Below are 13181 nucleotides of genomic sequence, written 5' to 3' on the forward strand. Positions count from 1 at the left end.
CGCAGTAGTTCTTTTCACCGATACCTGGGGGTTCTGATGTCGAGAACGAGATATCTGCTGAGGACGTTCCTTGTCTTCTTGGCCACCGCCGTACTCGCCGGGCTGATCCACCCGGCGCCCGCGGTCGCGGCCGACGATCCACCACCGGCCACGCCGCCACCGACGTCCCCGGCCCGTCCCCTGCCGGAAGACCCGTACCGCAACTGGGACGGCCAGACGGGCGTACCCGCCCTGGTGGGCAGTCCCGTCGTCCGGCAGATCATCGCCGATCACGCCGAGCTGGCCGAGGAGCCCGAAGTACGTGAGGCCGCGCGCGCGGCGCTCGACGCGGGCACCGAAGCCGCCTTGCACGAATTCCTCGAAACCGGCCTCGACGCCGCCAAGGCGAGGGCCGCGGCGCGGGAAGCCGAGACCGCGCGGCAGAACCGGGCCACCATCCAGGCGATGGCGGGCACCGGCGGGCCGATCTTCAACGCCGAGGTCCAGCGGGTCCTCGCGGGAAGCGATACCGACCGCGAGCAGTTCCTCGCCTACGGCAAGGAGATCGCGAGCGAGCGCGACGCACAGGTCGCGGCGGGCGGCCAGGCACGTGCCGAGCAGCTGCGCGCCAGGGTCACGGCACTGCTCGGCGTCGCCGGGCACCACGTGAAGACGGCGGCACAGGCCGCGCTCGACGCGGGTGACGCGGCGATCGCGGAATTCCTGAACACCGGGTACCTCGCCGCGGCGAAACGTGACGCCGAAGAGCGGGAAAAGCAGATCCGTGATCAGGAAGCCGCGGCACGGGCCGCCGAGCAGCTGAGCGACCTCGCCAAACGGGCCGTGCGGGCGATGACCGCGCGGCGGAACCTGATGGTGGCGCACGGGGACGCGCTGCGCGCGCTCCAGCGGATCGCGAACGCGATGGTGCTCGCGGGGAACGAAGCCCGCAAGGCCAAGCAGATCCTGGACGCGAACGACGCGGCGGGCAACCACCCGCCCGACTCCTTCACCTTGGTCAAGGCCGAGGCCGCCCGTCAGGTCGGCAACGCCCGCGACGCCGCGGCCGATGCCGTGCGCGCCGCCGAGCAGGCCGGCGTCCAGGCCGCCGAACTGGTCGCCGTCGGACTCCCCTACGGCACTCAGTGGGCCGACATGGCGAGGGGTATGAGCGCGGCCGGGCAGGCGGCGGTCCACGCCTCGGAGACCGCACAGCACGCGATCGACGCCACCGAAGCCACCGACCAGGCACGCAACGCCCAGGAACGCGCCGAGAAACACGCCGAGCAGGCTCGCCAATGGGGTCTGCACGCCGAAGAGCACGCGACCGCTGCCGCACAGGTGGCGGAAGCGGCACGAGTGCAGGCGGTGGCGGCCAAGGACGCGGCCGTCCGGGCCAAGCAGGCTCGCGAAGCGGCCGAAGCCGCGGCCAACGCCGCCAGGGCCTCGGCCGAACGCACCCGCGCACATCGCGAGGAAGCGGAACGGCAGCGGGACAGGGCGAAGAGCGCCCGCAGGGTCGCCGAGGCCGAGCGGGCCAACGCGGCCGCCGCCCGTCAGCGTGCCGACCAAGCGGCCGCGGAAGCACGTCGTCATCGCGGCGAAGCCCAGCGCCAAGCCGGTATCGCCAACGATTCCAACCTCCGTGCGCAGGAACAGGAACGGCTCGCCGGGGAAGCCGAACAGCGGGCGGTGGGCGAAGAAGGGAAGGCGAGAACCGCTCGCGACGCCGCCTTCACCGCGGAACGGCTGAAGCAGACCGCGCAGGCGAAGGCGGAAGCGCTGAACGCGGCCGAGGCCGCCGCACGGGGCACCGCGGCGGAGACCGACGCGAAGAACGCCGCCGCCGCGGCGCGGAACGAGGCCAACAACGCGACCGCCGCGGCCACCGCGGCCCGCGACGCCGCCAACCGGGCGACCGGCGCCGCCGTGGTCGCGAGGCAAGCGGCGGGCGAAGCGACCCGAGCGGCGGCACGGGCCCGCGCCGCGGCTCAGGAAGCCCGTGCCGCCGCCTCCGCGGCCAACCACGCGGCCAACCGGGCCGAGTCCTCGGCGGCGGAGACCCATCACCACGCCACCCAGGCCAACGTGAAGGCGGCCGAGGCGACCGCCGAGGAGACCAAGGCGGCCGAGGCGGCACGGAACGCGGTCCAGCTCGCGGAACAAGCGGCCGGCGAGGCGATGCGTTCGCTGATGGCGGCGGAGCGTACCCGCGCCGAAGCCGACGCGGCGTTCAACGAGTCGGTCTCCGCGGCCACCCAAGCGGATATCGCCCTGCGGGCGTCCACCGCCGCGCGGGCGTCGTCGAGCGCGATCACCGATCCGGCCAACCGGGCGATCGTCGTCGTCGCGCCGTACGCGGGTTCGGACCTCGACGCCGATTTCGTCCTCCTGGTCGCGAACCAGGCCAGGGCGGTCGGAGCCGAGCAGGCGCAAGCGGCCCGCGACCGGGCCACCGAAGCGAGGCTGGCGGCGGATCGGGCCGCCGAAGCCGCTGCTCGGGCGCAGAAAGAGGTGAAACCCGCGTTCGAAGCGGCGGCGCGGGCAGCGGCATCAGCCGCCGCCGCGGCGAACTCGGCGGCCGAAGCGCAGGAAGCGGCGGCCGCGGCCGCGGCCGAAGGCGCGCTGGCCCGTGCCGCGGGCGAACGGGCGAACGCGTCGGACGCGGCCGCCCGTGCGGACGCGCAGACCGCGCGTGCGGCGGCCAACGAGGCCAACGCCGACGCCGCCATCGCCGGCCGGAACGCCACGGCGGCGGAACGCGAGGCACAGGCGGCGAGGGACTCGGCGTCGCGTGCCGAACGGGACGCCCAACTCGCCAGGGACGCGGCGACCGCCGCCGAAGCCTCGGCGGCGGAAGCCAGGGCGGCGGCCGACCGGGCCGAAGAACACGCGCGTAACGCGGCCGCCGCCGCGGAACGGGCACGGCAAAGCGCGACCGAGGCCCAGCAAGCCGCCGACCGCGCGGAAGACCAGCAGCGCAAGGAGGAAGAGGAGGCGAGACGCCGCGCGGCAGAGGAGACGGGCGCCGGGCTGCCCGATCTGACCCAAGAAGAAATCGCCATGCTCTCGACGACCGAATTCGGGCGGATGCTGCTGGACGAGTACCGCCAGGCCGCGGAGCAGTCCAAGAACGGCGGCAGTGTGACGTCGTTCCTGGTGGAGATCGGGGCCGAAGTCCTGCTGGAGGTGATCGGCTGGCGTGACGCGGAGCGGTGCTTCGGTGAAGGCAACATCGAGGCCTGCATCTGGACCGTGGTCAACGTCGCGTCGATCGTCGTCGTCTTCCTGAAGCTGCCCAAGGTGGCTTCGGCGGTCGTGAAGATCATCCAGAACATTTCCAAGTTCCTGAACAAGTCCGCGATCTTCCGCAAGGTCGCGGACAAGGTCAAGCCGCTCTTCAACGCCATCCGCAAATGGTGCAACCGGATCAGCCAGGTACCGGCCACCGCGAAAGCCGCGGACATCCCCGATTTCACCTGCGGGCTCGTGGATCACGGTGACAACGGGGGAACGTTGCCGAGCATCGCGCTCGACTACCGGATCGGAAACGGCTACGGAACGAGCCGGAACGTCGCCGTCGCCTATCTCCCCGGCTACAAGGACCCGAACGGGAAGCTCCCCGACGGCTACGTGGCGGGCAACAGCAACGACGCCGGCCGTCACTCCGAGCAGCACATCGTCGAGCAGGTCATCGAGCAGGGTTTCGATCCCAAGAACATCAGGGGCCTCTACAGCGAACGCGAACCGTGCCCCGACTGCAAACGGGACTGGGTCAGCAAGATGGCGCCCGACCTCAAAACGTCCTTCTCGGTACCGTGGACCGGTGATCCCGAGATCGACAAGATCTACAAGGGGAGCCTGATCGACATGATCAAGAAGTCCTACAAGAGGCGCGGCCTCTTCGCCGGTTCGGCGACGGCCGCCGAAGCGGAACAGCGCGTCTTGGTGGGCAGCGGAGCAGGCGGATGACCTCGCTCCGCCGCGTCCACCCCGCCGAACAGGAACGGCTGTTCGCTCTGGGCGACCGGACCGAAGCCGTGTTGCGGGCGGCGGGGTTCCCGGTGATCGTCGAGCCCGATCCGGACGATCACCGGGACGCCGGAGGTGCCGTGATCGAGGTGGACCTCTTCGAGGGCGCGTGCGGGGTCTGGGTCGACTGGGTGGTGGCAAGGCCTTGGCGTGATGAGGCCTTTCGGCTCCTGGTGGCAGGTGACAAGGAGAATCCCCAGGTGCGGCAGCAGATCGCGGTCCACGCGGCGATGCGGACGGCGCTCACCGCCGTCCTCTCCGCCGCGGGCCTGACCGTCGTCCCGAGCGACGACGACATGCGTCCCCTGGAGCTCAAGGTCACCGGCTGACGCTTCAACGTGTGAAGGGCCCCCTTCCCTCGGCTGAGCCGAGGGAAGGGGGCCTTCACACGTATCCGACGAGCTAGTGCCCGGAGGTGATCTCCTTGCGCTCCTCCGAAGGCTCGCCACCGATGTCGTCGACCTTGCCGTTGCCGTGCCCGTTGGACCGGGCGCGCTCCAGCGCGATCGTCTCCTCGACCGGGTCCGGGGACCAGGTCGAACCGGCGACGGCGTGTCCGGCCGAGCCGAGCTTGTTCATCTTCTTCGGGACCGACGCGCCCTGGTACTCGAGCGGGATCGCGTGGCCGTGGTCGTCCACCGGGCCGAGCGGCTGGTGGATCTCGATGAACTCACCGTGCGGCAGGCGCTTGATGATGCCGGTCTCGACACCGTGCTCCAGCACCTCGCGGTCGGCCCGCTGGAGGCCGAGGCAGATCCGGTAGGTGATGTAGTACGCGATCGGCGGCAGCAGCAGGACACCGATCCGGCCCGCCCACGTCGTCGCGTTCAGCGAGATGTCGAAGGCGAACGCGATGATGTCGTTGAAGCCCGACAGCATGATGACCGCGAAGAAGGTCAGGGCCATGATGCCCAGCGAGGTCCGGACCGGGACGTCGCGCGGACGCTGCAGCAGGTTGTGGTGCGCGGTGTCCTTGGACAGCTTTCGCTCGATCCAGGGGTACATCACCAGCAACCCGATCAGCAGCGGCATCCCGATCGCGCCGGGGAAGAACACCGCCGGGACCGTGTAGTTCCCGAGGTAGAGCTCCCATGCCGGCCAGATCCGCAGCATGCCGTCGGCCCAGGCCATGTACCAGTCGGGCTGTGAACCCGCCGAGACCTGCGCCGCGTTGTACGGGCCGATGTTCCAGATCGGGTTGATCTGGAAGAGGCCCGACATCAGCGCGATGATGCCGGTGACCAGCGCGAAGAACGCACCGCCCTTGAGCGCGAAGACCGGCATGATCCGGACGCCGACGACGTTGGTCTCCTTGCGGCGCACGCCCGGGAACTGCGTGTGCTTCTGGTACCAGACCAGCGCGAGGTGCGCGGCCACCAGGCCGAGCATGATGCCCGGCAGCAGCAGGATGTGGATCGTGTACAGGCGCGGGATGATCTCGTTGCCGGGGAACTCCCCGCCGAACAGCGCCCAGTGGATCCAGGTGCCCATGACCGGCACCGAGAGCACGATGCCCGACAGGGTCGCGCGGATACCGGTACCGGAGAGCAGGTCGTCCGGGAGCGAGTAGCCGAAGAAGCCTTCGAACATGCCCAGGACCAGCAGCAGCGCGCCGATGACCCAGTTCGCCTCACGCGGGCGCCGGAACGCGCCGGTGAAGAAGATCCGGAACATGTGCACCATCATCGAAGCCACGAAGATCAGCGCGGCCCAGTGGTGCAGCTGGCGGACGAAGAGACCGCCCCGGACGTCGAACGAGATGTCGAGCGTGGTCGCGAAGGCCCGCGACATCTCGACGCCCTGCAGACCGGTGTAGCTGCCGTTGTAGACGACCTCCTCCATGGAGGGGTCGAAGAACAGCGTGAGATAGACACCCGACAGCAACAGGATGATGAAGCTGTAGAGCGCGATCTCGCCGAGCAGGAACGACCAGTGCGTCGGGAACACCTTGTTGAGCTGGTGCCGCATGCCCTTGGCCAGGTGATACCGGTCGTCGGCCCACTTCGCACCAGCGCCCGCGGCCTTCTCGACCGGGTTCGTCCCCTTGGTCGGGGTGGTGAGTGAACTCATGACTTACGCTCCCAAAAGGCCGGTCCGACGGCCTCGTTGAAGTCTCCGCGCGCGATCAGGTAGCCCTCAGAGTCCACTGTAATCGGAAGCTGGGCCAAGGGCCGCGTCGCCGGCCCGAAAATCGGCTTGGCGTAGTGGAGCGCGTCGAACTGCGACTGGTGACAGGGGCAGAGGATGCGGTTGGTCCGCTGCTCGTACAGGGAGGTCGGGCAGCCCACGTGGCTGCAGATCTTCGTGTACGCGTAGTAGTCGCCGAAGTTGTAGTCCTCCTGGCCCTGACGCTTGACGACCTTGGCGGCGTCGGTCGGGCGGAGGCGGATCAGCATGACCGGGTTGTCGACGCGCTTGAAGGCGGCCGACAACGCGTGCTCGTCGTTCTTCTCGGACTCGCGGTACGGGAACACCGTCTCCATGGCACCCGCGTCGAGGTCCTCGGCCTTGACCAGGGAGATCTCGTGCGGACGGCCGGTGTTGCGGCGGAGGTAGACCTTCTCCTCCGGGAAGTTCTTCTTCCAGCCCGAGTGCCACAGCGAGTCGCGGTTCTCGGTGTCCTTCCACGGGTCCTTGATGAAGGACGCGACCGGCAGCGCCGCCACGGCGAGGCCGAGCACACCGGCACCCGCGCCCGCGGACCGCTTGATCATCGAACGGCGCGCGATGGTGCTGCGGCTGCCCGAGTCGGCGAGCTGGGCGACGATGGTGGCCTTGTCGACCTCCTTGGAACCGCCGTCCCCGCGTTCCTGGACCGCGACCTCGGCCGGGATGAACTTCTTGGTGTAGAGGATCACCCCGATGCCGAGGCTGAGCACGGCGAGCCCGAGGGTGACCCCGAGCAGCGGCGTGTACAGGGTGTACAGCGTGTAGCCGTGCTTGCCCGGCTCCTTGTACTCGAACCACTCCGGCCAGGCGATGATCACGACGAACGCGAGGCCGGACAGCGCGGCCAGCACGAACCAGAGGGCGACGGCGCGCTCGGCGCGCTTCTCCGCCCGCGTTCCCTCGACCGGCCATGGTTTCGGGTACTCCACGATCTCGACCCCGTCGAGCGCGGTACCCAGCTTGACCAGCTGGTCGCGATCCATGTCCGCCAATTCCGCCTCTGTCGGCGGCTTCGGCCCTTCGGCGCTCATGCCTTCGATCCAATCCACAACGTCACGCCGATCAGCGCGGCGATCCCGACGATCCACGCGATCGCGCCCTCCGAAGCCGGGCCAAGACCGCCGAGCGAGCTACCGCCGGGTGCGTTGTTCCCATCGCTCACGGACTTCACGAACGCGATGATGTCCTTCTTCTCCTCCGGCGACAGCTGCCGGTCGGAGAACTTGGGCATGTTCTGCGGCCCGGTGAGCATCGCGGTGTAGATCTGCTCTTCCGTGGCCGGGTCCAGGTTCGGGGCGAACTTGCCCGAGGAGAGCGCGCCGCCGCGGCCGGTGAAGCCGTGGCAGGAGGCGCAGTTGAGGCGGAAGAGCTCGCTGCCGCGCGCGACGTCCTCGCCGCGCAGCGCGTCACCCTTCTCGGCCGGACGCTGCGCGCCGCCGCCGTTGGCCTGGATGTAGGCGCCGAGCGCGTTGATCTCGGCCTCGGTCAGCTTCGGCGGCTTCCGCTGCGCCTGGGCCTCCTGACGCACCGCGGGCATCCGGCCGGTGGAGGTCTGGAAGTACACGGCCGCGTCGCCGATGCCGATGAGGCTCGGGCCACGGTCGGTGACACCTTCGAGCTTCGGCCCGTGACATTCGATACACGTGTTGTTGTAGAGCTTCTCGCCCTCGCGCAGGAGGGCGGATTCGCCCTGCGCCTGCGCGGTCTGCGGCTCCGGGGCGAAAACGGCGTACAACCCGCCCACGCTGAGCAGCGCGATCCCGAGGGCCAGCGCGCCGGCGAACCGCCTGCGTGCCTTCGACCGCTTGCGGAAGCGGCGCTCCGTGTTGTTCTTGCTGGAGGTCATCTTGCGGCAACCCTTGCTGTCAGTTCAGGCCGATAGGTCGTGGTGGCGGCTTCGTTCACGGAAGGATGTAGATCACCGCGAACAGACCCACCCACACGATGTCGACGAAGTGCCAGTAGTACGACACGACGATCGCCGAGGTGGCCTGGGCCGGGGTGAACTTGCTCAGCTTGGTGCGGATGAGCAGGTACACGAACGCGATGAGCCCGCCGATGACGTGCAGGCCGTGGAACCCGGTCGCGAGGTAGAAGACCGTGCCGTACGCGCCGGACGGGATCGTGAGCCCCTCGTGGATCAGGTTCAGGTACTCGTAAGCCTGGCCACCCACGAAGATCGCGCCCATGATCAACGTGATGATGTACCAGCGGCGGAGGCCGAACACGTCACCCTTTTCGGCGGCGAACACGCCGAACTGGCAGGTGAACGACGACGCCACGAGGATCACGGTGAACGGGATCGCCAGCGCGATGTTCAGGTGGAAGGGCTCACCGTGCAGCGGCGGCGGCCACTGGCCGGACGCGTTCTGCGCCTTCACGGTGAAGAACATGGCGAACAGTCCGGCGAAGAACATCAGTTCGCTGGACAGCCACACGATGGTGCCGACACTGACCATGTTCGGCCGGTTCAGCGAGTGGACCCGCTGGCTGATGGTGGGAGCTGCCGTTGTCACGCGTCGCATTATGTCCTCTCACGCATGGGGCCCGCCGGGTGGGTCCACGGCGGGTCGCGTGCGTGTCGGGTCACATCTGAACGAAAGTGGGAACCGGGCTACTCATGGGTTTACTAGATCGGCTTCGTGACCTGGTCAGGAAGCCTTCCGCACCGGCCCTGACGGTCGACACGCCCGGCGTGGAGATCGTCGTGACGGCCTTCGATCCGGCCGAGGCGGATTCCTCGGCGTTGGCGAGATCACCCTCTTGGGTCGCCGAAGCGCCCGCGATCCTGCGCCATCACTTGAAACTGCCGCCCGAAAAGGTGGCGGAGGCGGCCTCGACCCTCGCCCAGGACGGCTGGGAGCTGCGAGAACAGGGTCCCGACGGGGAGTTCGCCCTCGCGCACGCGCTGCGGGTCCAGACCCTCGACGCGCTGCACTGCGCGCAGGAAAGGTCACGGATGGCGGGGCTCGCGCAGCGGCTCGGCGGCGATTCGCTGGGCTGGGACGCGCTCCAGCCGTCGGGTGCGTCCACGTGATGTCGGTCATGGCGGATAACATCGCGGGGTCGACATGACTAGACGAGGCGGAGGCGCGCTCATGGGCGAGCAGGCGATGCGGATCCTGGTGTTCAGCCACAAGGCGGAGGTGCGCGAGGCGATCATCAACGCCGTCGGCCGCAGGCCCGCCGCCGACCTCGGCCGGGTGGACTACACCGAGGCGTCCGGCATCTCCGAGGTCCTCGTCGAGATGGACGGGGGCAACGTGGACCTGGCCATCCTCGACGGCGAGGCCCAGCCGACCGGTGGCATCGGGCTGACCCGTCAGCTGAAGAACGAGATCGAGGACTGCCCGCCGATCGTCGTGTCGGTGCGGCGCAAGGACGACCGCTGGCTGGCGACCTGGTCGCAGGCCGACGCGGTGCTGGTCCACCCGCTCGACCCGCTGACCGCCGCCGAGACCGTCGCCGACGTGCTGCGCGCCCGGCGGGTGCCGGCCGTGCACGGCTGAGCCGGTGACCGCCAAGACCTGGCCGTCCCTGCTCAACCAGCTGATCGCGCGCGCGGATCTGTCCGAGGAGGACACCGCGTGGGCGATGGACCAGATCATGAGCGGGGCGGCGACACCCTCCCAGATCGCCGGGTTCGCCGTCGCGCTGCGTGCGAAGGGCGAGACACCGGCGGAGATCTCCGGCATGGCCGACGCGATGCTGGCGCATGCCCGGCGCGTGACGATCGACCGGCCGTCGGTGGACATCGTCGGCACCGGGGGCGACCGTTCCAATTCGGTCAACATCTCCACCATGGCCACGGTGGTGACGGCCGCGGCCGGTGCCCCGGTGGCCAAGCACGGCAACCGGAGCGCTTCGTCGAAGTCCGGCGCGGCGGACGTGCTGGAGGAGCTGGGCGTCACCATCGACCTGCCGCCGGAGACGGTCCAGCGCAGCGTGAACGAGCTGGGCATCGGCTTCTGCTTCGCGCCGAAGTTCCACCCGGCCCTGCGCCACGCCGGCCCGACCCGCGGTGAGCTGGGCGTGCCGACGACGTTCAACCTGCTGGGCCCCCTGACCAACCCGGCACAGCCGCGCAGCTCGCTGATCGGCTGCGCCTACGAGGACAAGACCCGTGTGCTGGCCGAGGTGTTCGCGCGACGCGGCATGACCGTGCTGCTCGTGCGCGGCGACGACGGGCTGGACGAGCTCACGACCACGACCACGAGTTCGGTGTGGGTGGTCTCCGGCGGCGAGATCACCGAGCGGAGTTTCGATCCTTCGGCCCTCGGCATCGCGCGGGCGACCGCGGAGGACCTGCGCGGCGGGGACGCCGCCCACAACGCCGACGTGTTCCGTCAGGTGATGGCCGGGAAGACCGGGCCGGTGCGGGACGCGGTGCTGCTCAACTCGGCGGCCGCGCTGGCGGCCTTCGCCGGGTTCTCCGGGTCGCTGGAGGACGATCTGGCGGCCGGGCTCGAACGGGCGGCCTCGGCCATCGATTCGGGTGCGGCGGCGGACCTGCTGAACCGGTGGATCGCCTTCGCCTGATGCTTACCAGCGCGTTTCGTCCTCTGAATGCGGTAGTTGCGCATGCAAGGACCGCATTCAGAGGACGAAACGCGTCGGTCACGAAGCGGTGCTGAACCGCGCCCGGTAAGCCGTAGGCGTCAGCCCCGTAGCCCGCCGAAGCTGCGTACGCAGGTTCGCAGCGGTCCCGAACCCCGAAGCCCGCGCCACCCGGTCCAGCCGCTGCTCCCCGCGCTCGATCAGCCGGCACGCCAGCGCGATCCGTTCCGTGGTGAGCCACGCCAGCGGCGTCGTCCCCAGTTCGGCACGGAACCGCCGGTGCAGCGTCGCCTGGCTCGCCGCCGCCCGCGCGGCGAGGTCGGCGACGGTGAGCGGCCGGTCCAGCCGTTCACGCGCCCACTCGAGCACCGGCGCCAGCGAGGTGTCCGGCACCGGCGGCAGCGGGCGTTCGACGAACTGCCGCTGCCCGCCGTCGCGGTGCCCGGCGAACACCAGCCGCCTGCTCACCGCGTTGGCGATCTCGGCGCCGTGGTCGCGGCTGATCAGGTGCAGCCCCAGATCGAGCGCGGCCGCGCTGCCCGCCGCGGTCAGGACGTCGCCGTCGTCGACGAAGAGCACGTCCGGCTCCAGCAGCACTTCGGGGAACAGCGCACGGAACCGTCCGGCCCACTTCCAGTGCGTCGTCGCGCGCCGTCCGTCCAGGACCCCCGCCTGCGCGAGAGTGAAGGCGCCCGTGCAGAAGCTCACCAGCCGGGCGCCTCGCTCGGATGCGGCGCGGACGGCCTTCAGCACCGGCTCGCTGGCCGGGCTTTCCGGATCGGGCCGGTTGGGCACGATCACCGTGTCGGCGGCCTCCACCGCTTCGAGCCCGGCGACCCCGGTGAGGGTGAACATACCCAGGTGCATGCGCACGGACGGCTCGGCCGCGCACACCGTGAAGTCGTACCAAGGCCTGGCCAGCTCCGGCCGCCGCAGGCCGAAGAGCTCGGTCGCGACGCCCATTTCGAAGGGGTTGGAGCCCTCGTCGACCAGGACGGCGACCTTGTGCGAGGAATCTTGCGACATATGCGATTCCTAGCACTCACTCCTCCGCCGGTCCAGTGACGAGGATCGGGACATGAGCAAGCAGCCGATCGATCTGGAAACCGCGCTGGCCGGGTTCGACGAGATCTGGAGCCCGCGGATCGTCGCCCACGTCAACGACTACGACGTCCGTCTCGCGAAGGTCGCGGGCGAGCACATCTGGCACGTCCACGAGAACACCGACGAGTTCTTCCTCGTGCTCGACGGCACCTTGGACATCGCGTTGCGCGAAGAAGACGGCGAACGCGTCGTCACACTGCCGCGCGGCTCGGTGTTCGTCGTCCCGCGTGGGACCTTCCACAAACCGTCCTCAGTGGACGGTGCGTCGCTCCTGCTGTTCGAGCCGACCGGCACGCTCTCCGTCGGCGATCGGCACGACGAGGTCCCCGACCACGTCCAAGTGACAGTTGGACAGGAGATCTAGCCGGCGGAAAACGTCCTGCGGTACGCGCTCGGGCTGGTCCCCCGCAGCTTGCCGAACTGATGCCGCAGCGCGGCGGCCGAGGCGTATCCGCAGGCGACCGCGATGTCCTCAATGGACAGACGACCTTCTTCGAGCAAGGACTGCGCGCGGTCCAGGCGGCGCTCGGTGAGCCATCGGTGCGGTGTCGTACCGGTGGCCGCCGAAAACCGGCGCAGGAACGTGCGCTCCCCCAAACCGCTGCGGCGGGCGAGTTCCGCGACGGTGAACGGCTGATCCAGCCGCCGCTCGATCCATTCGAGCGCTTCGGCGAGCACGGTGTCGTCCGGCGCGGCGGTCTCGGGCACCGGCGCCTGCACGAACTGGGCCTGCCCGCCGACCCGGTGCGGCGCGGCGACCATCCGCCTGGCCAGCGTCGTGGCCGCGGCGACGCCGCGCAGTTCCCGCACCAGATGCAGGCACAGGTCGACGGCGGCGACGGTGCCCGCGCTGGTGAGAACGCCGCCGTCGTCGACGTACAACGCTTTCGGGTCGACCTTCGCCGTCGGGAAACGCGACCGGAACTCCTGCTCGTAGACCCAGTGGACGGTGCAGTTGCGCCCGTCGAGCAGCCCCGCGTAGCCGAGCGAGAAGACACCGGCGCAGAAGCCCGCGACCCAGGCACCCCGGCTCGCCGCGTCACGCAGGACCTCGAGCACCGGCTCCGGCGGGCTCGCGCTGCGCGGTGCGCAGGTCGGGACGATCAGCAGGTCCGCGGACGCCGCGAAGTCCAGGCCCCGCAGACCGTCGAGCCCGAAGCCGGACCAGCTCAGGACGTTCGCGCCGCCGGGCGAGCAGACCGCGAAGTCCCAGCCCTCGATGCCGTCGGCGCTGCGATCGGTGCCGAAGACCTCGCACGCGACACCGAGTTCGAACGGCGAGACCTGGTCGGCGAGCACCACCGCGACCTTCTTCACATCCATCCGGGCAGTGTGTCACA

At 69.7% G+C, this 13181-nt stretch carries 12 protein-coding genes; 6 read left to right on the forward strand and 6 right to left on the reverse strand.

What is annotated here, in order from left to right; all coding sequences use genetic code 11:
• Positions 1–36 precede the first annotated feature (36 nt).
• Together DMC61_RS12405 and DMC61_RS12410 are read left to right on the forward strand one after the other, a co-directional pair.
• Positions 37–3951: a nucleic acid/nucleotide deaminase domain-containing protein gene (locus DMC61_RS12405; RefSeq protein ID WP_233594781.1), complete on the forward strand. Its 3915-nt coding sequence runs from the start codon at positions 37–39 to the stop codon at positions 3949–3951.
• Entirely contained in the window at positions 3948–4340 is a 393-nt protein-coding gene (locus tag DMC61_RS12410; protein WP_125689345.1) for a hypothetical protein, read from the forward strand. Before DMC61_RS12405 ends, DMC61_RS12410 begins: the two co-directional genes overlap by 4 nt.
• Before the next feature lie 73 nt (positions 4341–4413).
• Here the strand turns inward: DMC61_RS12410 and DMC61_RS12415 are convergent, their stop codons facing one another.
• From DMC61_RS12415 to DMC61_RS12430, 4 genes are read right to left on the reverse strand one after another with little or no spacing between them, the layout of a single operon-like run.
• Positions 4414–6081 (reverse strand): cytochrome bc complex cytochrome b subunit, encoded by a 1668-nt coding sequence (locus DMC61_RS12415; RefSeq protein WP_125689347.1) that lies wholly within the window; start codon positions 6079–6081, stop codon positions 4414–4416.
• A complete protein-coding gene (locus DMC61_RS12420; RefSeq protein WP_063270918.1) occupies positions 6078–7211 on the reverse strand; it encodes a ubiquinol-cytochrome c reductase iron-sulfur subunit in 1134 nt (377 codons plus the stop codon). The genes DMC61_RS12415 and DMC61_RS12420 overlap by 4 nt, the downstream gene beginning before the upstream one ends.
• Positions 7208–8026 (reverse strand): c-type cytochrome, encoded by an 819-nt coding sequence (locus tag DMC61_RS12425; protein WP_016336045.1) that lies wholly within the window; start codon positions 8024–8026, stop codon positions 7208–7210. Before DMC61_RS12425 ends, DMC61_RS12420 begins: the two co-directional genes overlap by 4 nt.
• 55 nt (positions 8027–8081) lie before the next feature.
• Positions 8082–8705 carry a heme-copper oxidase subunit III gene (locus DMC61_RS12430; protein WP_091599208.1) on the reverse strand — a complete coding sequence of 208 codons (624 nt, stop codon included), beginning with the start codon at positions 8703–8705 and terminating at the stop codon, positions 8082–8084.
• Positions 8706–8800: 95 nt separating this feature from the next.
• Here DMC61_RS12430 and DMC61_RS12435 point away from each other — a divergent pair, with 95 nt between their 5' ends.
• From DMC61_RS12435 to trpD, 3 genes are all read left to right on the forward strand, one after another.
• Positions 8801–9217 carry a hypothetical protein gene (locus tag DMC61_RS12435; RefSeq protein WP_125689349.1) on the forward strand — a complete coding sequence of 139 codons (417 nt, stop codon included), beginning with the start codon at positions 8801–8803 and terminating at the stop codon, positions 9215–9217.
• A gap of 61 nt (positions 9218–9278) precedes the next feature.
• Positions 9279–9689 (forward strand): hypothetical protein, encoded by a 411-nt coding sequence (locus DMC61_RS12440; protein ID WP_125689450.1) that lies wholly within the window; start codon positions 9279–9281, stop codon positions 9687–9689.
• Positions 9690–9693: 4 nt separating this feature from the next.
• Entirely contained in the window at positions 9694–10719 is a 1026-nt protein-coding gene (gene trpD / locus DMC61_RS12445) for an anthranilate phosphoribosyltransferase (protein WP_125689352.1), read from the forward strand.
• Positions 10720–10797: 78 nt separating this feature from the next.
• On the opposite strand, the gene DMC61_RS12450 is transcribed toward trpD, so the two are convergent.
• On the reverse strand, positions 10798–11763 hold the full coding sequence (locus DMC61_RS12450) for a helix-turn-helix domain-containing protein (protein ID WP_125689354.1): 966 nt from the start codon (positions 11761–11763) through the stop codon (positions 10798–10800).
• A 52-nt stretch (positions 11764–11815) separates the two neighbouring features.
• On the opposite strand from DMC61_RS12450, the gene DMC61_RS12455 reads away from it, so the two are divergent.
• Positions 11816–12205, forward strand: a complete 390-nt coding sequence (locus DMC61_RS12455) for a cupin domain-containing protein (protein WP_125689356.1) — start codon at positions 11816–11818, stop codon at positions 12203–12205.
• Here the strand turns inward: DMC61_RS12455 and DMC61_RS12460 are convergent.
• Complete coding sequence (locus DMC61_RS12460; protein ID WP_016336052.1) at positions 12202–13164, reverse strand: GlxA family transcriptional regulator; 963 nt, start codon at positions 13162–13164, stop codon at positions 12202–12204. The genes DMC61_RS12455 and DMC61_RS12460 overlap by 4 nt on opposite strands.
• Positions 13165–13181: the final 17 nt, after the last annotated feature.

The sequence above is a fragment of the Amycolatopsis sp. WAC 04169 genome (assembly GCF_003947535.1).
Lineage (GTDB): Bacteria > Actinomycetota > Actinomycetes > Mycobacteriales > Pseudonocardiaceae > Amycolatopsis > Amycolatopsis keratiniphila.

Excerpts from the sequence above, each read along its gene's own strand:
- DMC61_RS12405 (WP_233594781.1), top strand. The coding sequence starts at position 37 with ATGTCGAGAACGAGATATCTGCTGAGGACGTTCCTTGTCTTCTTGGCC.
- DMC61_RS12410 (WP_125689345.1), top strand. The coding sequence starts at position 3,948 with ATGACCTCGCTCCGCCGCGTCCACCCCGCCGAACAGGAACGGCTGTTC.
- DMC61_RS12415 (WP_125689347.1), bottom strand. The coding sequence starts at position 6,081 with ATGAGTTCACTCACCACCCCGACCAAGGGGACGAACCCGGTCGAGAAG.
- DMC61_RS12420 (WP_063270918.1), bottom strand. The coding sequence starts at position 7,211 with ATGAGCGCCGAAGGGCCGAAGCCGCCGACAGAGGCGGAATTGGCGGAC.
- DMC61_RS12425 (WP_016336045.1), bottom strand. The coding sequence starts at position 8,026 with ATGACCTCCAGCAAGAACAACACGGAGCGCCGCTTCCGCAAGCGGTCG.
- DMC61_RS12430 (WP_091599208.1), bottom strand. The coding sequence starts at position 8,705 with ATGCGACGCGTGACAACGGCAGCTCCCACCATCAGCCAGCGGGTCCAC.
- DMC61_RS12435 (WP_125689349.1), top strand. The coding sequence starts at position 8,801 with ATGGGTTTACTAGATCGGCTTCGTGACCTGGTCAGGAAGCCTTCCGCA.
- DMC61_RS12440 (WP_125689450.1), top strand. The coding sequence starts at position 9,279 with ATGGGCGAGCAGGCGATGCGGATCCTGGTGTTCAGCCACAAGGCGGAG.
- DMC61_RS12450 (WP_125689354.1), bottom strand. The coding sequence starts at position 11,763 with ATGTCGCAAGATTCCTCGCACAAGGTCGCCGTCCTGGTCGACGAGGGC.
- DMC61_RS12455 (WP_125689356.1), top strand. The coding sequence starts at position 11,816 with ATGAGCAAGCAGCCGATCGATCTGGAAACCGCGCTGGCCGGGTTCGAC.
- DMC61_RS12460 (WP_016336052.1), bottom strand. The coding sequence starts at position 13,164 with ATGGATGTGAAGAAGGTCGCGGTGGTGCTCGCCGACCAGGTCTCGCCG.